Here is a 22,852-nt window from a genome sequence, read left to right on the forward strand (position 1 = left end):
GTTGGCGATCACGCACCGCAGGAGGCTCCCCATGACCAAAGCGAACAGCGCCGCCTTCACGGAGGCACGGGCCCGGGAGGTGCTGGCGGCGGCCGGACGGCCGGACGCGGCGGCCGGCGCCCGGCTGCTGTCGCTCGGCGAGAACGCCGTGTTCGCCCTGGACGAGGACGGCCTGGTCGTGCGGGTGGGGCGGGACGCGGAGCTGCTGGAGCGCGCGGAGCGGGAGCTGCGGGTGGCCGGCTGGCTGGAGGCGTCCGGGGTGCCGGCGGTCCGGGCCGCGGAGCCGGTGGCCCGGCTGGTGGACGGGCACCCGGTCACGTACTGGCGGCAGCTCCCGCCGGCCGTACGGCCCGCCGGGCCGGGTGATCTGGCCGGGCTGCTGCGGCTGGTCCACGCCCTTCCGGCACCGCCGTTCGTCCTCCCCCGGCGCGAGCTGCTGGGCGGCGTCGAGCGCTGGCTGCGGCTGGCGGGGGACGCGGTCTCGGCGCGGGACGCGGAGTATCTGCGGGGGCGGCGCGACGCGTTCGCCGCCGCGGCCACGGCCCTGGAACCGCATCTGCCGCGCGGCCCCATCCACGGGGACGCCCTGACCCGCAATGTGCACATCGGCCCCGACGGGCCGGTGCTGGTGGACCTGGAGACCTTCTCCGCCGATCTGCGCGAGCACGACCTGGTGGTCATGGCGCTCAGCCGGGACCGCTACGGCCTGGACCCCGCCGCGTACGACACGTTCGTCGAGGTCTACGGCTGGGACGTGCGCGACTGGGAGGGCTGCGCGGTGCTGCGCGGCGCACGGGAGACGGCGAGCTGTGCGTGGGTCTCCCAGCACGCGCCCGGCAACCCCGCGGCCCTGAAGGAGTTCCGGCGCCGCATCGCCTCCCTGCGCGAGAAGGACGCGACCGTCCGCTGGTATCCGTTCTAGACCCTGTCGTCCTGCGGTGTCCGTTCCGGCCGGCATCCGTTGCGGTCCGGCGGCCGTTCGCGCTGTTGCGGTGGTGGGCCGGGTCCGGGCCGGGCGCGGGCCCTGGAAGAATCTTCGGTCACAACCCGGGAGCGTCTCCTCGGAGCACACATCCACCGGCCTGTTTCGCGTGTCTTATGAGTGAGCTGCATACTCATGTGGCCGTAGCACAGGGGAAATTGGAGTATCACTTGAAAACCGGCATCAAGGGCATTCGTCGCGCTTCGGCGACCGTCGTCACCGCGGGCGCGGTCCTGTCGGCCGGGGCGTTCGCCGCTCCGGCGCAGGCCGCCGCCGCGCCCAAGCCGCCCACGATCGTCGCCAAGGGCGGCTTCGTGATGAACAACGGTACGGGCAAGGAGCTGTTCGCCAAGGCCGCGGACACCCGCCGCTCCACCGGTTCCACCACCAAGATCATGACGGCCCGGGTCGTGCTCGCGGAACGGAACCTGGATCTGAACGCCAAGGTCACCGTCCAGAAGGCGTACAGCGACTACATCGTCTCCAAGAACGCCTCCTCGGCGCGGCTGATCGTCGGTGACAAAATCACCGTGCGTCAGCTTCTGTACGGGCTGATGCTGCCGTCCGGCTGCGACGCGGCGTACGCGCTGGCCGACAAGTTCGGCAAGGGTTCCACGCGCGAGGCGCGGGTGAAGTCCTTCATCGGGAAGATGAACGCCACCGCCAAGAGCCTGGGCCTGCGCAACACCCACTTCGACTCGTTCGACGGCATCGGCAGCGGCGCGAACTACTCCACGCCGCGTGACCTGACCAAGCTCGCCAGCAGCGCGATGAAGTACTCGACCTTCCGTAACGTCGTCAAGACCCAGAAGATCCGCGAGAAGGTCGTCACCAAGAGCGGTGGCTACCGCTACATGGACTGGAAGAACACCAACAAGCTGCTCGGCAGCTACTCGGGCGCCATCGGCGTCAAGACCGGCTCCGGCCCCGAGGCCAAGTACTGCCTGGTGTTCGCCGCGACCCGGGGCGGCAAGACCGTCATCGGCACCGTGCTGACCTCCACCTCGGAGGCCAATCGCACGGCGGACGCCAAGAAGCTGATGGACTACGCCTTCAAGAAGTGATCCGGCCCGGGCCTTGAGCGGCCCGGCCCACGGCAGGCGGGGGCCTGTCCGCGCCCGGCGACGGGCCGCGGGCGGGCCCCTGCGCCGTCGCGCGCGCCTTCCCGGCGCCCGCGGTGGCGCCGACGCCATGTCAGGTCCCTTCCCGCCGCTGATGGGGGATCAGCGGCCAGGCCGGTTCGACACGGGCCGCCGGATCCCCGGTGCGTCTGAGGTAGCGCTCGAAGGATGCCGCCTGCTCGGCCGCCGCCCGCTCCTGGAGGGCGTGCAGCGCGGGAGGCGCCGTACCGGCCACGGAGGGGTGCTTCTCGCCGATGCGGCGGACGACCCCGGCCGCAGCCACGGCGTCCGCCCCGGCTTCGTGCGCCCCCTCCAGTGGTACGCCGTAGTGCGCGCACAGCGCTTGCAGGGTGCGTTTGCCCTTTCTGTACCGGTCCAGGTGCTTGTCGAGGACCAGCGGGTCGATGACCGGCGCCGGTTCCCGGCCCAGCCGCTGGGCCGGCGTCCGCAGGCCGTACCGCCGGCACTCGCGGTCCAGCAGCGAGAGGTCGTAGCGCGCGTTCATCACCACCAGCGGTATGTCCTGGCCGAGCGCCGCGGCCAGTTCCCCGGCGATCTCCTCGATCCCGGCCGCCGCCTCCTGGCCGTGGGCGCGGACGTACTCCGTCGTCAGGCCGTGGATGGCACTCGCCTCGGCGGGGACGGGCACGCCCGGATCGAGCAGCCATGTCCGCCGGCCGGTCTCCCGGCCGTCCGCGCCCAGTCTTATGAGCGCGGCGGTCACGATGCGGTCGTGCTCGACGTCCGTGCCCGTGGTCTCCAGGTCGAAGCTGACGAGCGGCTCCTGATGCCAGCCCATGGCGGCCTCCTTCGGTGGTGCTTCCCCCGTTTCCCCTACTCTCCCACGCGGCACTGACAACACCCCGGCCCGGGAAAACAGCGTGACGTCAGGACACCGGCCGCGAGTCGGCCCACACGCTCTCGAACTCCTCGCGGTAGACCTCGAAGAGGCCGGGGTCACCGTCGTCGCGGCCCTGCTGTTCCTGGCGCAGCACCTCCCGGCCGCCGCCGCGCAGCACGAGCACCGGCGACTCCATCCCCCGGCTCTTGCGCAGATAGCTCTGGATGACGGCCAGGCCGTCCGCGCCGTCACCGTCCACCAGGTAGGCGGTGAAGCGGGGGGTCTCGTCGAAGACCTGGATCTCGAAGGCGCCGGGGTCCCGCAGCCGGGCCCGCACCCGGCGCATGTGCAGGATGTTCATCTCGATCGACCGGCTCATTTCACCCTTTTTGAGGCCGAGTTCCCGCTCCCGGCGGCGTACCGCGCTGCTGGCCGGGTTGAGGAAGAGCAGGCGGATGCGGCAGCCGGACTCCGCCAGCCGCACCAGTCGGCGGCCGGAGTAGTTCTGCACCAGGAGGTTGAGGCCGATGCCGACGGCGTCCAGCCGCCGGGCGCCGCCGAAGAGGTCCTCGGCCGGGAGCCGGCGCTGCAGGCGCACCCGGTCGGCGTGGACACCGACGACGTCGGCGTAGCGGTCCCCCACGAGGTCCTCGACGGCGTCGACGGGGAGCCGGCCGGCGGTGCGCGTACCGATGCCGGAGCCCAGGATGTCCAGGAGGCGGGCGGAGGCGCGCTCGGCCTGGGCCAGGACGGTCTGGGACAGGGCGCGGTTGCGCGAGACGATGTTGCGGGCGACCTCCAGCTCGTCCAGTGCCAGCTCCACCTCCCGCCGGTCGTCGAAATACGGCTCGAAACAGGGCCAGTGCTGGACCATCAGCTCGCGCAACTGCGGGAGCGTCAGGAAGCTGATGATGTTGTCGTCGGCGGGGTCCAGGAGGTAGCCCTTGCGGCGGCTGACCTCGCGGACGGCCACCGCCCGCTGCACCCACTCCTGCCCGGTGGGGCCGGCCGCCGCGATGACCCATTCGTCGCCGTGCACCGGCTCGTAGATGGGGCGCAGGACCGCGGCGACAACGGCCCGCAGCCGCTGTTCGACCAGGTTCAGCCAGATATAGGCACGGCCGGCCCGGCGGGCGCGGGTGCGCACCTCGGCCCACGCCCCGGGCCCCCAGTCCAGCTCCGCGCCGATCTCCAGCGGTCGCGCCAGGGACACCGCCCCGGGCGGTGCGTCGACGGAGCCGCCCTCCTGACCCTCGTGACCGTCATGGCCGTCGTCACCAGGGGGCAACTCCAGCCCGCCCGAGCTCACCTGCGCACCGCCTTCCGAACCCCCGTGCCAACGATCAAGGCAGAGTACTGCGGGTCCGGGAGGCGGTGCAGCAGGACCGATCGAGTCCCGCGTCAACTGGCCCTACTCGTAATGACCGTTGTGTCCCGAAAGAGTGGGGGAGTGAGCGGATTCATAGCGGTGACATCACGTGGGGATATCTGAAAGCCCTGCCAGTGGACCGGCATCGGCTCCTGGTCCTCGTCCCGGGCGACATGGTGGAACCCGATGTTGACCCACGCGATGGGGTGCTTGAGCGTCTGACCGTTGACCCACGTGTCGACGCTCCTGCCCGCCTGGGCGCCGCAGTTGGGCAGGTTGTTGCTGGCGAACTGCTCACACTTGTTGTACTCGGTGAAGTAGACGTCGTGCTTGGTGAAACTACGTCCGGAGTACTTGTCGGTGTGGCCGGGGACGATCTCGTACGAGCGGGGGTGGCCGTCCGCGTTCCTGCCGGCGCCGCTGACCACCCGCCACCACCGCATCGGCCCGGCGTCCCCGGCCAGCTCCTTGGTGACCGGCTTGCGGGTGGTCGTGGTCTTCGGCGTACGGCCGTCGGTCTGCGCCGTCGTCGTGGAGTCGAACTGTTCGACCTTGTTGCCCGCGGAGCCGTCCACGCCGAAGTTCAGCCGCCAGAAGACGTTGTGGCTGTGGCTGGTGGCGTAGTCCTTGGCGCCCTTGCCCAGCGGCCAGCCACGGCCGTCGCCCGCGTCGTAGTCACTGGGCGAGACCGTACCGGTGGCACCGACCTGCATATGTATGGTGCCGTCACCGGAAAAGCGCCATTCGGTGATGTATTCGTACCATCCGACCTTGTTGACCGTGTAGACCAGCAGGTCCTTGCCCTGGGCCTGGTAGGTCCTGGGCTGCTCCCCCTGATAGGTGCCCAGCCGGTAGGCGTGGCCCCGGGCGCGGGTGGTGACGCACAGTCCGTTGACGTCCGGGTGGTCGGGGTCGAACGCGCCGGGGACCTTGACGGACTTGATCGAGCCGCCGGGACACTCGCCGGGGTCCAGTGTCTGGAGTCCCTGGGCGAAGCTCTGGCCGGTCAGGTCGTCGTACTCGTTGCCGCCGTCGTCGTAGGGAACGTGTATCTGGGCGAGCTTCGCGGTGGTCAGCACCTTGATCGGGGCGCTCTCGCCCTTGGGCTGGTAGGTGACCTCGTCCAGGGTGAGGCCGGCGTTGCCCTCGTAGTGCCAGCACATCCGCCAGGTGGTACCCCCCTCCAGTGTCTGAGTGATGCTGTAGGGGGTACTGCACGCCGCGGGGGCGGGAGCGGCGGCACCGGCCGCGGCGGGAGCGGCGTGGGCGCCCGGTCCGGCCATGAGTGCCGTTGTGCCGAGCAGCAGCGGCGCGGCGAAGGCCGCCGCGCCCCGGAGGCGGGCACGGTGGAGGAATCTCTCGTGCATGGGAAGGCTCCTGTACGGACGGAGAGAAGCGGAATGACGTCAGACGTACGGAAGTGCGCGGCCCGTGGATGCGTGGCCTGTAAGCACGTGGACCCGCGGGCGACGGCCCCGATGACGTGAGGCGGTGGAGGACCGTGTACGACTCAGTCCAGACGGCCCACGGTACGGGCGCTCAGATCGACGACGAAGCGCCTGGTGTCGATCCACTGGCCGTTCTTCACTTTCGTGAACAGCCGGACGCACCGGTGCCGCCCGCAGTCACGCAGGTTCTCCGGGGCGTCGCCCTCCGCCCGGCCCCGGTAGACGAAGCCGGTGACCATGAGCTGGTCCGCGTCGGTCAGCTCCTTGCCGGTGGCGTGCCGGTAGTCCTTTTTCAGCCCTTCGCCGAGCGGCGCGGCGATCAGCAGCCGGGCCGCCTCGAAGGATTCCTCGCGGTTGGGCGGCGGCTGCACCCCGCGCTGGCTGTCCGTCCCCACGACCTTCCCTGCGGAGAGGTCGACGGTCTTGGTGACGTAGGTGTCCGACGCGTAGTCGTAGACGGAGACGACGGCCCGGCGCGGCGCGTCGGGCCGCCCCGCCTCCGAGGGGTTGGGTTCGGCCAGATCGGTGGTCAGCCGCTCCGGCCCCGGCCTTCCCTTGACGTCCCGGCTGTCCTCGCGGAGCGTACGGGGCAGCGCCAGGTCCTGCGCGCGCCGCAGCTCGCCGTCCGTCAGGGGGTCCCGCCCGGTACCCCGGTCCCCCTCCCGCGGAGCACGCTCGACCACCCCGGGCCGGGCCGGCTGCCCCGCTTCCCCTTGCGCCCGCGTCCCCGGGCCGTCCGCCGCGGACGCCGGGTCGCCCCGGCGCCCCTCCCCCTGGGCGGCTCCCGCGTCCCCGGGCAGCGTCACCGCCACCATGACCGCGGTACCCGTCAGCGCGACGGCCGCGCCGGCCACCACCTTGCCGAGGTGGTGGCGCATCAGTCTGAGCACTCTTCCCCCCTGCTGTTGCTTGCTCCAGCACACATATCGGTCGCCCAGTAGGACGATCGGACATCACTACGGGTTGCCCTCCTTTCGGCGCGGATCTCGGTAAATTCGCGCTGTGCGGGGCAAGTTGGGGAAGGATCGCGGATCGGTCCACGACCCGTGGGCCGTCCGGGCGCGTTTCAAGCCATCCAGTCACCGACACGAGTCATCGAGGCGTCGCGGCGGCGCTCGAAGAAGTGGAAGAGTCGACGCATGCAGGTCTGGCCGGGACAGATGTATCCCCTGGGTGCCACGTACGACGGCGTGGGCACCAACTTCGCGGTGTTCTCCGAAACCGCGCAGCGCGTCGAGCTGTGTCTGCTGCACGACGACGGCTCGGAGACCGCCGTCGAGCTGCGGGAGACCGACGCGTTCGTACGGCACGCCTATCTGCCCGGGATCATGCCGGGCCAGCGGTACGGCTTCCGGGTGCACGGCCCGTACAAGCCGCAGCAAGGGCTCCGGTTCAACTCCGCCAAGCTGCTGCTGGACCCCTACGCACGGGCGGTCAGCGGCAGCATCGACTGGGACGAGGCGGTCTACGGCTACCCCTTCGGCAGGCCGGAGGCCCGCAACGACCTGGACTCCGCGCCGCACACCATGACGTCGGTGGTGGTCAATCCCTACTTCGACTGGGGCGATGACCGGGCGCCGCGCACCGCGTACCACGAGACGGTGCTCTATGAGGCGCACGTCAAGGGCCTGACGATGCTTCACCCCGACCTTCCGGACGACCTGCGGGGCTCGTACGCGGCGCTGGCGCACCCCGCGGTCATCGAGCACCTGACGGAGCTGGGCGTCACGGCGCTGGAGCTGATGCCGGTCCACCAGTTCGTGCACGACCACCGGCTGGCCGACGCGGAGCTGGCGAACTACTGGGGCTACAACACCATCGGCTTCTTCGCGCCGCACAACGCCTACGCGTCCTGGGGCGACCGCGGGCAGCAGGTGCTGGAGTTCAAGTCGGCGGTACGGGCCCTGCACCAGGCCGGCATCGAGGTCATCCTCGACGTGGTCTACAACCACACGGCCGAGGGCAACCACCTGGGTCCCACGCTGTCCTTCCGCGGCCTGGACAACGCCTCGTACTACCGGCTGGCGGACGATCCGCGGTACTACATGGACACCACCGGCACCGGCAACTCGCTGCTGATGCGCAGCCCGCACGTCCTCCAGCTCATCATGGACTCGCTGCGCTACTGGGTGCAGGAGATGCGGGTGGACGGCTTCCGCTTCGACCTCGCGGCGACGCTGGCCCGGCAGTTCCACGAGGTGGACCGGCTGTCGTCCTTCTTCGACCTGGTGCAGCAGGACCCGGTCGTCAGCCAGGTGAAGCTGATCGCCGAGCCGTGGGACGTGGGCGAGGGCGGGTACCAGGTGGGGAACTTCCCGCCGCTGTGGACGGAGTGGAACGGCAAGTTCCGCGACACCGTACGGGATCTGTGGCGCGGTGAGCCGCGCACCCTGGCCGAGTTCGGCTCCCGGCTGACCGGCTCCTCGGACCTCTACCAGGGCGACGGCCGCCGGCCGCTGGCCTCGGTCAACTTCGTCACCTGCCACGACGGCTTCACGCTGCGCGACCTGGTCTCGTACAACGAGAAGCACAACGACGCCAACGGCGAGCACAACCAGGACGGCGAGAGCTTCAACCGGTCCTGGAACTGCGGCACCGAGGGGCCGACGGACGACCCCGCCATCCGGGAGCTGCGCGCCCGTCAGATGCGGAACTTCATCGCCACGCTGATGCTCTCGCAGGGCGTGCCGATGCTCAGCCACGGCGACGAGTTCGGCCGTACGCAGCAGGGCAACAACAACGCCTACTGCCAGGACAACGAACTGTCGTGGGTGCGCTGGCCGGGCGGGCCACGGACGCTGGAGGAGCCGCGGGAGACGGCGCCGGGCGGGCCGGAGCCGCGGGCCGCCGAGGAGGAGGCGGAGCCGGACGTGGGCGAGGTCGCGGAGGCGGCGGACGCGGCAGCCGCGGCGGACGCCGCCGAGGCGCGGGCCGAAGCGGCGGCCGAGGCGGAGGCCGAGGCGGCGGTCGCCGACGAGGAGGACCGCGAGCTGCACGCCTTCGTACGTCAGATGGTGTGGCTGCGGCGGGACCACCCCGTCTTCCGGCGCCGTCGCTTCTTCCACGGCCGCCCCATGGAAGGCACCCACGACGAGCTGTCCGACATCGCCTGGTTCACCCCCGAAGGTGAGGAGATGCGGCAGCGGGACTGGCAGGCGGCGCACGCCAAATCGCTGACCGTCTTCCTCAACGGCAGCGCGATCTCCGAGCCCGGCACACGCGGCGAGCGGATCACGGACGACTCCTTCCTGCTGATGTTCAACGCGCACGACGAGGAGAAGGACTTCACGGTGCCCGTCAACCACGGGCGGCAGTGGCAGGCGGTGGTGGACACCGCGCGCCCGCGGTCCGTGGCGGACGGCGGCGGCGCCAAGGTCCAGGCCGGTGACCGGCTCACCCTCACCGGCCGCAGCCTGCTGGTCCTCCAGCGGCCGGCGTAGGCCCGCTGATCGCGGCGACCCGGAGGGAGGCCATGTGTCCGTTCCGCCGGCCAGGGGACCGCACCACCCGCCGCCGGTCTCCTTCCGGCCCCTGGCGCGGGCCGACTTCCCCGCGCTGGGCGGCTGGCTGGCCGCCGAGCACGTACGGGCCTGGTGGCGCGGGGTGCTGCCCGCACCGTCCGGCATCGACCGGGAATTCGGCCCCCAGGCGGACGGCACCGACCCGACCCGGTCGTTCGTCCTGCTGCTCGCCGGGGAGCCGGCCGGGCTGTTCCAGTGCTACCGCCACGCCGACTACCCCGCCTGGGACAGCGCGGTCGGCGTGCCGGGCGCGGCCGGCCTGGACTATCTGATCGGGGAACCCGGCCACTGCGGCCAAGGCATCGGTACGGCGGCGATCTCGGCCTTCACCTCCGTGGTCTTCGGCCTCTTCCCGGAGGTGATCACACTGGCGTCCGTACCGCAGAAGGAGAACCGCGCGTCGTGCCGCGCCCTGGAGAAGGCCGGTTTCACTCTTCTGGGCGAACGTGACGTCGTCTCCGACGACCCCTCCGACTCCGGGATCAGTTCGATCTACGTCCTGCCCAGGGCGCGCCCGGTACCGGCGGGCGGAGGCTGAGGGACACCCGCGGAGGCCGAGGGACACCTTCGCAAACCGTGATCCACCCTCCTGTGCCTCATCCGCACCATCGTGGCTCCCGGCCCGGGGGCGTTCCGGCCCGAGGGCGTCGCGGCCCGAGGGCGTCGCGGCCCGGATGAGGCAACCCGCCCTCCCGCGGGTACGTCTGTTCCCATGACGGCCGAATCCAGTGCGCCACCCACCGCCACGTACCGGCTTCAGCTCCAGCCGGGCTTCCCCTTCGCCGCCGCCGAGAAGGCCGTACCCCATCTCGCCGCGCTGGGCGTCTCCCACCTGCACCTCTCCCCCATCCTGGAAGCGGTGCCCGGGTCCACCCACGGCTACGACGTGGTGGACCACTCGGCGGTCCGCGCCGAGCTGGGCGGGGAGGAGGGGCTGCGCGCGCTGGCCGCGACAGCCGCGGCGCACGGCCTGGGGCTGGTGGTGGACATCGTGCCCAACCACATGGCCCTGCCGGCGCCGGAGTCGCTGAACGGGCCGCTGTGGGAGGTGCTGCGGGACGGTCCGGCGTCCCCGTACGCCCGCTGGTTCGACATCGAGTGGGACGGCGGGCACGGCGGCCGGATGCTGCTGCCCGTACTGGGCGGACGGCTCGGTGACGAGCTGCGCCATCTGCGTGTCGACGGGGACGTGCTGCGCTACCACGACCACGCCTTCCCGATACGCCCCGGTACGCGGGAGCTGCCGCTGCCCCGCCTGCTGGCCGCGCAGTGGTACCGGCTCGCCTGGTGGCGGCTGGCCCGCAGCGAGCTGAACTACCGCCGCTTCTTCACCATCTCCGACCTCATAGGACTGCGGGCCGAGGACCCGGAGGTCTTCGAAGCCACCCACGCCACGGTGCTGCGGCTGCTGCGCGAGGGCGTCATCGACGGGCTGCGGGTGGACCACCCGGACGGCCTGGCCGATCCGGGGGCGTACCTGGCCCGCCTCCACAAGGCCACCGGCGGGCGCTGGACGGTGGTCGAGAAGATCCTCACCGGCCACGAGCGGCTGCCGGCCGGCTGGGCCTGCGCGGGGACGACGGGCTATGACGCGCTGCGTCACATCGACGGGCTGTTCGTGTGCCCGCTGGGCGACGGCCAGCTCTTCTCGGTCTACCGGGACTTCGTCACCCCGCTGGCGGACAGCGGCGGCGACTGGGAGGAAACGGTACGCCGCGCCGCGTACGAGGTCATCACCCACGACCTGGCGGCGGAGGTGGAGCGCCTGGTGCGTACGGCGTCGCGGATCAGCGACCGGGCGCCCGGTCCCGGTGACCACGCGCCGTGGGCGCTGCGCACCGCGATCCGTGAGCTGCTGGTCCGGCTGCCCGTCTACCGCCCGTACGCCGCCGAGCGGTCCCGCGGGGAGCACGACGCCGCGATGCTGGCCGCCGCCGCCGCGCGGGCCCGTACGGTATTCCGGGTGCCGGAGGAGGCGCAGGCGGTGGATCTCATACGGGACCTGGCCCTCGGACTGACGGGCGAGGGGCCCGACCGGGCGGACTTCAGTGCCCGGTTCGCGCAGACCGCCTCCGCGCTGCGCGCCAAATCGGTGGAGGACACCGCCTTCTACCGCTATCTGCCGCTGCTGTCGGCCTGCGAGGTGGGGTGCGACCCGGGGGCGCCGGCCGTGGGTTCGGACACCTTCCACGAGTACTGCGCGCGGCTCCAGCGGGACTGGCCGCTGACCGGTACGGTGCTCTCCACCCACGACACCAAGCGCAGCGCCGACGTCCGGGCGCGTATCGCCGTACTGTCCGAGTGCCCCGAGCGCTGGCGGGACCTGCTGAACCGGGTGACCGCGCGCACCGCGGGCGGCGACGACGCCCTGGCGCCGGACCAGCAGGTGGCCTGGATGGCCTGGCAGACCGCGTTCGGACTCGGCAGGCCGTCGGCGGAGCGGCTGATCCCCTCGGTGCTCAAGGCGGTCCGCGAGGCGGGGCTGTGCACGTCGTGGACCGAGCGGGACCCCGTCTACGAGGACGCGGTGACCGACTTCCTGCGCGCCGGGCCCTGCGGTCCGGCCTCCTCCGCGCTCACCGCGCTGGCGGTGGAACTGGCCCCCTTCATCCGCGCCAACGTGCTGGGCGCGGCGCTGCTGCATCTGACCATGCCCGGCGTGCCCGACCTGTACCAGGGCACCGAGACGGAGTACGCGGCGCTGGTCGACCCGGACAACCGCCGCCCGGCCCGCCTGCGGACCGCGCTGCTCGGCGAGCTGCTGGACGGGGCCGCGCCGCGCGACCTGTCCGGGGAGAAGCTGCTGCTGACGGCGGCGGCCCTGCGGCTGCGCCGGGAGCACCCGGGGTGGTTCGGCCCGGCCGCCACGTACACGCCGCTGCACGCCGAGGGCCCGGAGGCCGGGCACTGTCTGGCCTTCGCACGGGCCGGCCGGGTGGTGACGGTCGTCACCCGGCTCTCGCTGCGGCTCGCCGAGGACGGCGGCTGGGACCGTACGGAACTGCCGCTTCCGTCCGCGGGGCCCTGGCGGGAGCTGCTGACCGGGCGCGAGCTGACGGGGCAGGTGGCGGGCCTGGCCGGGCTGCTGGACCGGTTTCCGGTGGCACTGCTGGTCGCCGGCTGACGACCGGCGGGGCCGCACGCACGGGCCGACGGGCCGCACGTACGGGCCGGGGGAGCCGGGGCGCCGCTCCCCCGCCGGCCCGCCGGGCGGCCATTGACATGTTCGACAGGGCGCCGCTTGAATCGGCCACGGCACCCGGCGGCGCACGCCGCGAAGCCCGGCGTACGGCGCCGCGGGTGCTGATCGTGGCACACCCGCGCGGAAGCGGCCGTCGGACGACGGCCGTTCGTCCAAGTGAGAGGGGACCACAATGATCCGGAAATTCGCCGTGCCGTTCGGTGTCCTCGCCCTGAGCACCGTGGGCCTGCTCGGAACCGCCCCGAACGCCGGCGCCGGCACACCGCCCGCCGAGGACGGGGTGCGGGCGGGAACCTTCTATCTGTACCAGCACGACGACTACAAGGGCTATTCCTACGACTACCGTGGCAGCGACTCCAATTTCACCAACAACTACTGGAACCACGACAGTTCCAAGGGGTCGATCAACGACGGCACCAGCTCGGTGCAGAACCACACCGACCGCAATGTCGTGCTGTGGCAGAACGCCGGCTACACCGGTGACAACTACTTCTCCAAGAAGAATTCCGTCGACCGGGACCTGAGCAACAACCACTTCGACAACAAGGCCAGTTCCATCCAGTTCCAGTAACAGGACGGAACCGACGGTCACAGCGCGCGGAGGGTGGCCCACGCCGCTCTCCGCGGCCCCGACGGAAGGGAGTGCCGTGCCCGGATCCCGGCGGCCGGCCGCCCGCTCGTCACGCCGGCCGTGCTCCTGGCGGCCCTGGCCGGCACCGGCTGCGCGGCACACACGCCGCCCTCCCCGGACCCTCCCGCCGCGCCCGCGTCCCCGTCCGGGCTGCGGCCCCCGGCGCCCAGCCCGTTGGCCCGGAGTCTGGTGCTGCCCTTCGACGCGTACGAGCAGTCCCTCGACGAGTACTACACCGTGAAAGCCGCCGAGGACCTTCTCGTACGACAATGCATGCGCGAACGGGGATTCACCTGGAAACTGCTGCACCGCACGACGGCCGACACCACCGGGCTGAAGAACCGGCGGCGTTACGGCGTCATCGAGCCGGACGTCGCCCGCACACTCGGCTATCACGTCGTTCCCGGCCTCCTGAGCCCCCGGAAGTCATCAAGGAATGGCAGGCAAGGAAAGACGGGCTGAGCGAGCGTGAACACCGGGCCGTCTACGGGAAGAACGGCTGTGCCGACCGCGCGTCCGAAGACCTCGCGGCCGGTCCGCGCATCGATGAATCCCTGTTCAACCGGCTCAGCGCGGACGGCCTGGAGAAAGCACGGCGTACCCCCGGGGTGGCGAAGGCGCTGAGCGGATGGCGCAGGTGCATGCGGGAAAAGGGATACCGGTACGCGGACCCGTACGCCGCGGCCGGTGCGGCGAAGTGGAACGGGGCGAGAACACCCTCGGCCCTGGAGATCGCCACGGCCACGGCGGATGTCGCCTGCCAGCAGCGCAATCGGCTCGTCACCACCTGGTTCGCCGCCGAGAAGAGAATCGAGGAAGAGGACATCCGGCAACACCGGGAGTATTTCCGGAAACTACGGGACGCCAAGGAAGGGAATGTGCGGGCGGCGCGGGCCCTGCTCGCCCGTACCCGCTGATCCGCCTCCCGGCCGCCCGTCACCGCCCCTCGCCGCCCGTCATTGCCCCTCGCCGCGCAGCATCTCCACGAACGCCGCGGCGGCACCGGTCGGTTCGACCCGTGAGAAGGCGGTGATCTCGCGCCGCCACTCCGGCACCACGGGGACGGCCGCGCAGTCCAGCCCGCCCAGTTCGTGCTCCGCCGTGATCAGGACCCCCACGCCGGCCGCCGCCATCCGCGCCGCCGTCGAACTGTTCCGGGTCCGTACGGCCGTACGCGGCGTGAAGCCGGCCCGCTCGCAGGCCAGGTCCAGGACCCGGCGGCCCTCCACGAACGGCTCCAGCGCACAGCGCACCCACGGCCGTTCGGCCAGCTCCTCCAGCCGCACGGCGGCGCGGGTGGCGAGCGGGTCGTCGTGCGGGACGGCCAGCACCATCCGCTCCTCCCCCACGACGGTGACCGGCCCCGGCCACTCCTTGGGGCGCGGCCGACCGCCACATCGGCGATGCCGCGCTCCATCCGCTCGTACAACTCCTCGGTGGTGGCGTATTCGTGGAGCACCAGGCTCACCCCGCCGTACGCCCGTCCCCAGCGCTCGCACACCTCGGGCAGCACCCCGAAGGCATGCGCGTGCACGGTCGCGATGTGCAGCTCGCCGGTCCGCGCGCCGGCCGCGGCCAGGGCTGCGCGGCGGGCCTGGACGGCGCTGCGTACGGCGAGTTCGGCGTGCGGGAAGTAGGCCCGGCCCATGGGAGTCAGCCGCACCCCGCGCGTCAGCCGCTCCAGCAGCGGGCCGCCGACCTCCCGCTCCAGGGCCTTGATCTGGTGCGAGAGCGCGGACTGGGTGACGTGCAGCGCCTCGGCGGCGCGTGTGAAGGACTCCTCCTCGACGACCGCGACCAGGTACTCCATCTGCCGCAGACTCATCCGCCCTCCCCATGCACAACGTTCATCGCCTCCATCGAAACCTTGCCTTGGACTCATCGTCGCAGGTGGACGCAGGCTTGCCGCATGAACGTCTGCACGGATGAAACAGCCGGACGCCCCGGACACCCCGGACACCCGGACGAGACCGATGTGATCGTCATCGGCGGCGGCACCGGCGGCTACAGCACGGCCCTGCGAGCCGCCGCGCTCGGCCTGCGGGTCGTCCTGGCCGAACGCGACCTGGTCGGCGGCACCTGTCTGCACCGCGGCTGCATCCCCAGCAAGGCCATGCTGCACGCGGCGGAGCTGGTCGACGGGATCGCCGAGGCACGCGAACGGTGGGGGTGAAGGCCACCGTGGAGTCCCTGGACTGGCCGGCGCTGGTCGCCACCCGCGATGACATCGTCGGCCGCAATCACCGGGGGTGGAGGGGCAGTTGGCCCGCGCGGGGGTGCGGGTGGTGCGCGGTACGGCGCGGCTGACCGGGCCGCGTACGGTCTTCGTGGACAGTACGGATTTCGCGGTAGTGCGGATTTCGCGGGTAGTGCGGATTTCGCGGGCAGTACGGACTTCGTGGGCAGTACGGGCGCGGGCTCGGACAGGGGCTTCGGCGGCAGGCGTTTCACGGCCCGGCGCGGCATCGTCCTGGCCACCGGCTCCCGCCCGCGGCTGCTGCCCGGTCTGGTTCCCGACGGCCGTCGCGTCGTCACCAGCGACGACGCGCTGTTCGCCGTCGGCCTGCCGGCTTCCGTCCTGGTGCTGGGCGGGGTGCGATCGGCGTGGAGTACGCCTCCTTCCACCGCTCGATGGGCGCCGAGGTCACTGTCGTGGAGGCGGCGGACCGACTGCTGCCGCTGGAGGACGAGGACGTCAGCCGCCATCTGACGCGCGGCCTGAAGAAGCGCGGCATCACCGTCCGTACGGCATCGACGCTGGTGGGGCGGAGGTGCTCGAAGACGGCGTACGGGCCACCGTGCGCACTCCCAAGGGGGAGGAGGTGGTCCTGGAGGCCGAGCGGCTGCTGGTCGCGGTGGGCCGGGTGCCGGTGACCGACGGCCTGGACCTGGCGGCGGCCGGGCTGGCCACGGACGGGCGGGGTACCTCGCGCCCGCCGACTGGTCGCGGCTGGAGACCGCCGTACCGGGCATCCACGTGGTCGGCGATCTGCTGCCGCCGCCCTCCCTGGGCCTGGCCCACGCGTCCTTCGCCGAGGGCCTGCTGGTCGCCGAGACGCTGGCGGGCATCCCCTCACGGCCGGTGGACTACGCGGCCGTACCGCGGGTGACGTACTCCAGCCCGCAGACCGCCTCGGTCGGCTCACCGAAGCCGGGGCCCGCGCCCGGGGCCTGGCCGTGAAGGTCAACACCATGCCGCTGACGGCGGTCGCCAAGGGGATGGTGCACGGGCAGGGCGGCCTGGTGAAGGTCCTCGCGGCGGCGGACGGCGCGGGCGGCGAGGCCACCGGTGCGGTGCTGGGCGTCCACCTGGTGGGGCCGCACGTGTCCGAGATGATCGCCGAAAGCCAGTTGATTGTGGCCTGGGACGCCGAGCCGGGCGATGTGGCCCAGCACGTCCACGCGCACCCCACGCTCTCGGAAGCGGTCGGGGAAACCTTCCTCACGCTCGCGGGGCGGGGCCTGCACCAGCACTGACGGCCGGGGCGCCGGTGGCGCGGGCCGGGCCGTTGTCCGGCCGTCGCCGGGCCGGGCCGGAAAATGAGTTGCGGCCCGCCCGTACGTGTCGATAACCATGGTCCGGTACGTACGTCCACCCCCCACGGGAGAACTTCATGCGCCGAAACCTCGGAATCACCCCGCGCCCCTACCGGACGACGACTTCCGAGGTTTCGACCCGCCATGCACTCCCGTCACACCCGACCCACTGCACGTACGCGCTCCGCCAGTGACTCCCCCACCGTCCGCCACACACTGAACATCGGCATCCTCGCCCACGTCGACGCGGGCAAGACCAGCCTGACGGAACGGCTGCTGTACACCACCGGCGCCATCGACCGCCTCGGCAGCGTGGACGCCGGTGACACCCGTACGGACACCGGCGCCATCGAGCGGCGGCGCGGCATCACCATCCGCTCGGCGGTCGCCTCCTTCACCGCCGGGGACGTCCAGGTCAACCTCATCGACACGCCCGGGCACGGCGACTTCATCGCCGAGGTCGAACGGGCCCTGGGGTCCTGGACGGCGCGGTCCTGGTGCTGTCCGCCGTGGAGGGCGTCCAGGCCCGTACCCGCGTACTGATGAAGACGCTGCGGCGGCTGCGGCTGCCCACCCTGCTCTTCGTCAACAAGATCGACCGGGCGGGCGCCCGGGACACCGCGCTGCTGGCGGACATCCGGCACGCCCTGGCGCCGCTGGTGCTGCCCATGGCATCCGTACGGGACGTGGGCACCCCCTCGGCGCGGGCGCTCCCGCTGTCCCTGGACACCGAGGACGTCCGGGCACGGGCCGTCGAGACGCTCGCCGAGGCGGACGAGCGGATCCTGGCCCGCGCGGTGGACGGGCCGCCGCCGACCGCCGGGGACCTGTGGGAGGCGCTGCGCGCCCGCACCGCGGACGGGACGGTGCATCCCCTCTACTTCGGCTCGGCGCTGGGCGGGCAGGGCGTCGACGCGCTGATCGAGGGGATGACGCGGCTGATCCCGCCGTACCCGGCACGCGAGGGCGCGCAGCCGCGCGGCACGGTGTTCGCCGTCCGGCACGGCGCCGACGGCAGCGGCCCCGCCGGTGGCGCCGGACGCGCACGTGGCGCCGGACGCGCGAATGGCGTCGGACGTGCGACGGGCGTCGGCCGCCCCGGTGAAAAGACCGTCTACCTACGGCTCTTCGAGGGTGAGCTGAGCCCGCGGCAGCCGGTCACCTTCCACCGCCGGAACCCGGACGGCAGCACCCGCGAACTGCCCGGCACCATCGCCGCACCGGAGGTCGTGGGCCGGCCGCCGGGCGGCGGCGGACCGCTGACCGCGGGGGACATCGCCGTACTCCGCGGCCTGCCGGACGTCCGCGTGGGCGACCACCTCGGCCGGCCCCCGGCCACCGCCGACGCCCTCTTCTCCCGCCCGACGCTGGAGACCCTCGTACGGCCACGGGACCCGGCCGCCACCGCGCGCCTGCACGCCGCCCTGCTGGCCCTGGCCGAGCAGGACCCGCTCATCCACGCCCGCCCCGCCCCGGACGGCGCCACCTCCGTCCTCCTGTACGGGGAGATCCAGAAGGAGATCATCGCGGAGACGCTTTCCCAGGAACACGGGCTGAGCGTCGAGTTCGAGCCGAGCCGGACGGTGTGCGTCGAGCGGCCGGTGGGCACCGGCGAGGCGTACGAGGAGATCGCCCGCCGTGACCACAAAGGGTGGTGGGCGACCGTGGGGCTGCGCGTGGAGCCCGGACCGACGGGCTCCGGGCCGGTCTTCACGTACGAGACCGAGCTGGGCGCGCTGCCGCACGGCTTCCACCAGGCGATCGAGGACACCGTGTACGAGACCCTGCGCCAGGGGCCGCACGGCTGGGCGGTGACCGACTGCCGCGTCGTGCTGACCCGCTCCGGCTACGCCTCGCCGGTCAGCACGGGCACCGACTTCCGCGGCGTCACCCCGGTCGTGCTGCGGCGCGCCCTGGAGCGGGCGGGCACCCGCGTCTACGAGCCGTACCACGCCTTCGAGGTACAGCTCCCCCACGACACGATCGCCGCGGTCACCGGCCGGCTCGCGGCCCTGGGCGCGGACCTCCAGGACACGGTGCCCGGCCCCACCTCCTGGCTGCTGACCGGCACGCTCCCGGCCCGGCGGGTGGCCACCGCCGAGCAGTGCCTGCCGGGCCTGACCCGCGGCGAGGGGCTGTGGCTGTCCACACCGTGCGGCGACCGGCCCGTTCGGTCCGGCCGTGGCCAAGGACAGTGATGGCCTCCGGGCTCCCCCAACGCCCCTTCGACGCCCGGACCATGTCGTCGGCAGCCCCCGGGGGGCTGCCGGCCGGACCCGCCTACGGGTCCGGGTCCTGTCCCCGCGTAAGGACCTACCCCTGCGTCAGGAGGTAGTCCACGCGGCCGAACGTGACGTGGTCGCCGGGGCGGACGGTCACCTCGCCGATGACCCGGCGGCCGTTGACGCACGTCCCGTTCGTGGAGCCGAGGTCGCGCAGCAGCCAGCTCTCGCCGGTGCTGCGCAGCTCGGCGTGGATGCGGGAGACGGTGTCGTGGTTCAGGCGCAGGCCCGCGCCCGGCGCCCGCCCTATGACCAGCGGGAACGGGCCGGGCGAGGGCAGCAGCAGCTTCGGCAGCCGCTCCGCGCGCCACGCCCTGCGCACCATGATGTTGAACGCCGACACCTTGCCCACGGTCCGCAGCACGGCACTCTGGAAGCGCCCCCGGGACTCCAGGTCGCCGGTGGCCGCGGTCAGTTCGTCGCGGTGCCGGGCGGTGAGCACGAGCTCCAGACGGCGCAGGAAGGTGTCCTGGGACAGCCGGCCCTGGGCCGCGCCCTCGCGCAGCAGCTCCAGGGCACGTTCCCGGTCGGCCTCCGACGGGCGGGCCGGCCGCGCCGGGAACTGAAGCGATGTCATGCCGGTGATTGTCCGGCGCACGCGGCTTTGTGTCCAGAAGAGGCACCCGCCGTGGCCTGCGCACCGCTGCCGGGGCGGCGCCGGAACCCGTACGTACGCACCCTCCGCGACGCCGGAATTCCGTGGTGCCGCGCCGCCCGCTCCGCTAAGGTCCGGCATGCCCGGAGCAGAGGAAGGAGGCGAAGAGCTGTGTTCACGACGTTCGCGACCGTGGTCTTCACGACTGTGGCCTTCACGACCGTGGTCGCCGCGACCCCGTACGCGCGCTCCCGCCCCGTCCACCGGGCACCTGCCGTCTGAACCGTCCGGCCGGGAGCGCCTCACCTTCCCGGAAGGACCCCATGACCGAGCTGGTCTTCCGCGCGCTCACCGAGAGCGACGCGCATCTCTTCCACGAACTCCACGACCCCACGGCCGCCCTGGTCGGCCACGGTGCCTTCACCCGCCGCTGGGCGACCTTCGCGCAGGGCGGGCTCTACCGCCCCGACTGGGCGGGTGGCGCTGCGCGGCCGTACGGTGGTGGCCCGGGCCGCCTGGTGGGCCGGGCCGCGCGACGAACGGCCGCTGGCCCTGGACTGGCTGGACTTCGCCGAGGGTGAGGCGGACGCCGCGGCCGGACTGCTGCGCAGGGCGCCGCTGCACGCGGAGTACATCCAGTTGCTGCCGCCCGGCTGGCGCGACCGGACGGAGGTACGGGCCGCCGCCGAAGCACGTCGTGACGCGGCGCTCGCGGCCGGCCTGCGCCCGCTGGTCGAGCGGTTCCACTACACCTGGACGCCACGCTGCGGTGTTCCCGAGGACCCCGGGCGGCTGGACTTCCGCCCCGAGCCGGACGACGCGGTGATCCTGGACCTGCTGCGCCGGATCGAGACCGGTTCGCTGGACGCGCACGCCCGTCAGGCCATCGCCTCGGGTGGCGTGGAGCAGGCCGCCCGGGAGGAGCTGGAGATCTTCCACTGGTACGACTCGCCGCGCGACTGGTGGCGGGTGGCGTACACGAAGGGCACCGGCCCCGCCGGCGGGCGCGGCGGGAGGCCGTCGGGCTGCACATCCCCGCGCGCAACCCGCGCTCGCCGGTCATCGGCTTCATCGGTGTGGTCCGCGAGCAGCGCGGCCACGGCTACGGCTACGACCTGCTCATGGACTGCACCCGCCACCTCGCCGCCCACGGAGCCGAGACGATCCTCGCCGATACGGACCAACACAACGTCCCAATGGCGGCGGCCTTCGCCAGGTCGGGCTACCCCGTGACGCAGGAGCGTGCTTTCTTCGTCTGAGGACGAGGACGAGGACGAGGGCGGATGGCCGGACGGCGCCGGGCGGGTCCCGGCAGGTTCTGACGGGCCGTCCGGTGCCGTGGACGCCGGACGAAGGAGGCAGTCGTGCTGTTCGAGGTGTGGGCGCCGAGCGCCGAACGGATCGCGCTCCATTGGGCGGCCCCGGCGGCCCCGGCCGGGTCGGGCGCGCCGGAAGAAACAGGCGACGGCGCGTGGAGCGACGCGCTGCGGGAGGGCCCCGCGGTCCCCATGGAGCGCGACCCGGCCCGCGCGGGCTGGTGGCGTGCCCAGGCACCGGCCCGGCACGGCGACCACTACGGCTTCCGCCTCGACGGCGGCCCGCTGCTGCCCGACCCGCGCTCGGCCCGCCAGCCGCTCGGCCCGGACGGGCCGAGCGCGGTCGTGGACCACACGCGCTTCCCCTGGCGGCACGACTGGCCCGGCCGCCCGCTGCCGGGCGCCGTCCTCTACGAGCTGCACATCGGTACGTACACCCCGGCGGGCACGTTCGACTCCGCTGTGGCCCGCCTCCCCCACCTCGCCGACCTGGGGATCACCCACATCTCCCTGATGCCGGTGTGCCCCTTCCCCGGGACGCACGGCTGGGGTTACGAGGGCGTCTGCCTGTGGGCCGTCCACGAGCCGTACGGGGGCCGGACGGGCTCAAGCGCTTCGTGGACGCGGCGCACGGCCACGGCCTGGGGGTGGTGCTGGACGTGGTGCACAACCACCTGGGCCCCTCCGGCAACCATCTCCCGGCGTACGGGCCGTACTTCACCGACACCCACCACACCCCCTGGGGCGCCGCGGTCAACCTCGACGCGCCCGGGTCGGACGAGGTACGCGCGTACCTCATCGGCAGTGCGCTCTCCTGGCTGCGCGACCACCGGATCGACGGGCTGCGCCTGGACGCCGTACACGCCCTGCGCGACACCCGGGCCCGGCACTTCCTGGCCGAGCTGTCCACCGCCGTGGACGCGCTCGCCGCCCATCTGCGGCGCCCGCTGTTCCTGATCGCCGAGTCCGACATGAACGACCCGAGGACCACCACGGTCCGCGAGGCCGGCGGCCACGGCGTGCACGCCCAGTGGAACGACGACTTCCACCACGCCCTGCACACCGCGCTGACCGGCGAATCGCAGGGCTATTACGCCGACTTCGCCCGTGCCCCGATGGCTGCCCTGGCCAAGACGCTGACCGGCGGGTTCTTCCACGACGGCAGCCACTCCAGCTTCCGCGGCCGGGCCCACGGCAGCCCACTGGACCGGCGCACCACCCCCGCCCACCGGCTGCTGGCCTACGCCCAGACCCACGACCAGGTCGGCAACCGCGCGCTCGGCGACCGGCTCGCCCAGCACCTGTCCCCCGGCCTGCTCGCCTGCGCCGCGGCCCTGGTGCTGTGCTCGCCCTTCACCCCCATGCTGTTCATGGGCGAGGAGTGGGGCGCCGGCACGCCCTGGCAGTTCTTCACCGACCATACGGATCCGGAGCTGGCCGAGGCCGTACGCAACGGGCGGCGGCGTGAGTTCGCCGCCCACGGCTGGCCCCCCGAGGACATCCCCGACCCGCAGGACCCGGCCACCCGCGACCGCTCCTGCCTGGACTGGGAGGAGCGAGGGCGCGCGCCGCACGCCGGGCTCCTGGACTGGCACCGCACCCTGATCGCACTGCGCCGCGCCCATCCCGCGCTGACCGACCCGGACCTGACCCGCACTCAGGTCCGCTACGACGAGGACGCACGGTGGCTGGTGCTGCGCCGGGGGCCGGTGCGGGTTGCGGTCAACCTCAGCGGGGAACGGGCGGCCGGCATTCCGCTCGGTCCGGGGGCGTGGAGGTGCTGGCGGAGTTCTGCGAGCCCCTGCCGGGGGACCGGGGGAAGGACAGCCGGCCAAAGATCCGCTCGGCGGACTCCGCGGTTTCCGGCGACGGCGGCGGTCGTACGGCTTCCGGGAACGACGGCGGCGGTGCGGCTTCCGGTGACGGCGGCGGCCAGACGGCTTCGGGTGACGGCCGTACGCCTTCCGGGAACGACGGTTGGACACTGAGCCTGCCGCCCGCGTCGGT

12 protein-coding genes and 6 pseudogenes are annotated in these 22,852 nt (G+C 72.6%); 12 read left to right on the forward strand and 6 right to left on the reverse strand.

Going from position 1 to position 22,852, the window contains the following annotated elements:
* The first annotated feature begins 31 nt into the window (after positions 1 to 31).
* Positions 32 to 922: an aminoglycoside phosphotransferase family protein gene (locus KGS77_RS07035; protein WP_242579521.1), complete on the forward strand. Its 891-nt coding sequence runs from the start codon at positions 32 to 34 to the stop codon at positions 920 to 922.
* 230 nt (positions 923 to 1,152) lie between these two features.
* Positions 1,153 to 2,046 (forward strand): serine hydrolase, encoded by an 894-nt coding sequence (locus tag KGS77_RS07040; protein WP_242579523.1) that lies wholly within the window; start codon positions 1,153 to 1,155, stop codon positions 2,044 to 2,046.
* Between the two features lie 130 nt (positions 2,047 to 2,176).
* On the opposite strand, the gene KGS77_RS07045 is transcribed toward KGS77_RS07040, so the two are convergent.
* From KGS77_RS07045 to KGS77_RS07060, 4 genes and pseudogenes are all read right to left on the reverse strand, one after another.
* Complete coding sequence (locus KGS77_RS07045) at positions 2,177 to 2,902, reverse strand: exonuclease domain-containing protein (protein WP_242579525.1); 726 nt, start codon at positions 2,900 to 2,902, stop codon at positions 2,177 to 2,179.
* 88 nt (positions 2,903 to 2,990) lie between these two features.
* Positions 2,991 to 4,253 carry an SAV2148 family HEPN domain-containing protein gene (locus KGS77_RS07050; protein ID WP_242579527.1) on the reverse strand — a complete coding sequence of 421 codons (1,263 nt, stop codon included), beginning with the start codon at positions 4,251 to 4,253 and terminating at the stop codon, positions 2,991 to 2,993.
* 102 nt (positions 4,254 to 4,355) lie between these two features.
* Positions 4,356 to 5,680, reverse strand: a pseudogene (locus KGS77_RS07055) (copper amine oxidase).
* A gap of 143 nt (positions 5,681 to 5,823) precedes the next feature.
* Positions 5,824 to 6,651: a Tat pathway signal sequence domain protein gene (locus KGS77_RS07060; RefSeq protein WP_242579528.1), complete on the reverse strand. Its 828-nt coding sequence runs from the start codon at positions 6,649 to 6,651 to the stop codon at positions 5,824 to 5,826.
* A gap of 249 nt (positions 6,652 to 6,900) precedes the next feature.
* On the opposite strand from KGS77_RS07060, the gene glgX reads away from it, so the two are divergent.
* The 6 genes from glgX to KGS77_RS07090 all read left to right on the forward strand — a co-directional run bounded on the left by glgX (position 6,901) and on the right by KGS77_RS07090 (position 14,032).
* Entirely contained in the window at positions 6,901 to 9,201 is a 2,301-nt protein-coding gene (gene glgX, locus KGS77_RS07065; protein WP_242579530.1) for a glycogen debranching protein GlgX, read from the forward strand.
* A 34-nt stretch (positions 9,202 to 9,235) separates the two neighbouring features.
* Positions 9,236 to 9,820: a GNAT family N-acetyltransferase gene (locus KGS77_RS07070; RefSeq protein WP_242579532.1), complete on the forward strand. Its 585-nt coding sequence runs from the start codon at positions 9,236 to 9,238 to the stop codon at positions 9,818 to 9,820.
* A 174-nt stretch (positions 9,821 to 9,994) separates the two neighbouring features.
* The gene (gene treY, locus KGS77_RS07075) at positions 9,995 to 12,406 is read left to right on the forward strand and encodes a malto-oligosyltrehalose synthase (protein WP_242579534.1); all 2,412 of its coding nucleotides are present in this window, start codon (positions 9,995 to 9,997) and stop codon (positions 12,404 to 12,406) included.
* 250 nt (positions 12,407 to 12,656) lie between these two features.
* Positions 12,657 to 13,055, forward strand: coding sequence for a peptidase inhibitor family I36 protein (locus KGS77_RS07080; protein ID WP_242579536.1), 399 nt, complete (start codon positions 12,657 to 12,659; stop codon positions 13,053 to 13,055).
* Positions 13,056 to 13,088: 33 nt separating this feature from the next.
* Complete coding sequence (locus KGS77_RS07085; RefSeq protein WP_242579538.1) at positions 13,089 to 13,577, forward strand: hypothetical protein; 489 nt, start codon at positions 13,089 to 13,091, stop codon at positions 13,575 to 13,577.
* A gap of 179 nt (positions 13,578 to 13,756) precedes the next feature.
* The gene (locus KGS77_RS07090) at positions 13,757 to 14,032 is read left to right on the forward strand and encodes a hypothetical protein (RefSeq protein WP_242579540.1); all 276 of its coding nucleotides are present in this window, start codon (positions 13,757 to 13,759) and stop codon (positions 14,030 to 14,032) included.
* Between the two features lie 39 nt (positions 14,033 to 14,071).
* Here the strand turns inward: KGS77_RS07090 and KGS77_RS07095 are convergent.
* Positions 14,072 to 14,940, reverse strand: a pseudogene (locus tag KGS77_RS07095) (LysR family transcriptional regulator).
* A gap of 84 nt (positions 14,941 to 15,024) precedes the next feature.
* Here KGS77_RS07095 and KGS77_RS07100 point away from each other — a divergent pair.
* Together KGS77_RS07100 and KGS77_RS07105 are read left to right on the forward strand one after the other, a co-directional pair.
* Positions 15,025 to 16,592, forward strand: a pseudogene (locus KGS77_RS07100) (FAD-dependent oxidoreductase).
* Between the two features lie 204 nt (positions 16,593 to 16,796).
* A pseudogene (locus KGS77_RS07105) lies at positions 16,797 to 18,850 on the forward strand (GTP-binding protein).
* A gap of 115 nt (positions 18,851 to 18,965) precedes the next feature.
* Here the strand turns inward: KGS77_RS07105 and KGS77_RS07110 are convergent.
* A complete protein-coding gene (locus tag KGS77_RS07110; protein WP_242579542.1) occupies positions 18,966 to 19,511 on the reverse strand; it encodes a DUF1707 and FHA domain-containing protein in 546 nt (181 codons plus the stop codon).
* Between the two features lie 341 nt (positions 19,512 to 19,852).
* Between KGS77_RS07110 and KGS77_RS07115 the strand changes: the two are divergent.
* Positions 19,853 to 20,788: pseudogene (locus tag KGS77_RS07115) on the forward strand (GNAT family N-acetyltransferase).
* Positions 20,789 to 21,013: 225 nt separating this feature from the next.
* A pseudogene (treZ, locus tag KGS77_RS07120) lies at positions 21,014 to 22,833 on the forward strand (malto-oligosyltrehalose trehalohydrolase).
* Positions 22,834 to 22,852 lie beyond the last annotated feature (19 nt).

Source organism: Streptomyces sp. MST-110588, from assembly GCF_022695595.1.
GTDB lineage: Bacteria > Actinomycetota > Actinomycetes > Streptomycetales > Streptomycetaceae > Streptomyces.

Excerpts from the sequence above, each read along its gene's own strand:
- KGS77_RS07035 (WP_242579521.1), top strand. The coding sequence starts at position 32 with ATGACCAAAGCGAACAGCGCCGCCTTCACGGAGGCACGGGCCCGGGAG.
- KGS77_RS07045 (WP_242579525.1), bottom strand. The coding sequence starts at position 2,902 with ATGGGCTGGCATCAGGAGCCGCTCGTCAGCTTCGACCTGGAGACCACG.
- glgX (WP_242579530.1), top strand. The coding sequence starts at position 6,901 with ATGCAGGTCTGGCCGGGACAGATGTATCCCCTGGGTGCCACGTACGAC.
- treY (WP_242579534.1), top strand. The coding sequence starts at position 9,995 with ATGACGGCCGAATCCAGTGCGCCACCCACCGCCACGTACCGGCTTCAG.
- KGS77_RS07080 (WP_242579536.1), top strand. The coding sequence starts at position 12,657 with ATGATCCGGAAATTCGCCGTGCCGTTCGGTGTCCTCGCCCTGAGCACC.
- KGS77_RS07090 (WP_242579540.1), top strand. The coding sequence starts at position 13,757 with ATGCGGGAAAAGGGATACCGGTACGCGGACCCGTACGCCGCGGCCGGT.
- KGS77_RS07110 (WP_242579542.1), bottom strand. The coding sequence starts at position 19,511 with ATGACATCGCTTCAGTTCCCGGCGCGGCCGGCCCGCCCGTCGGAGGCC.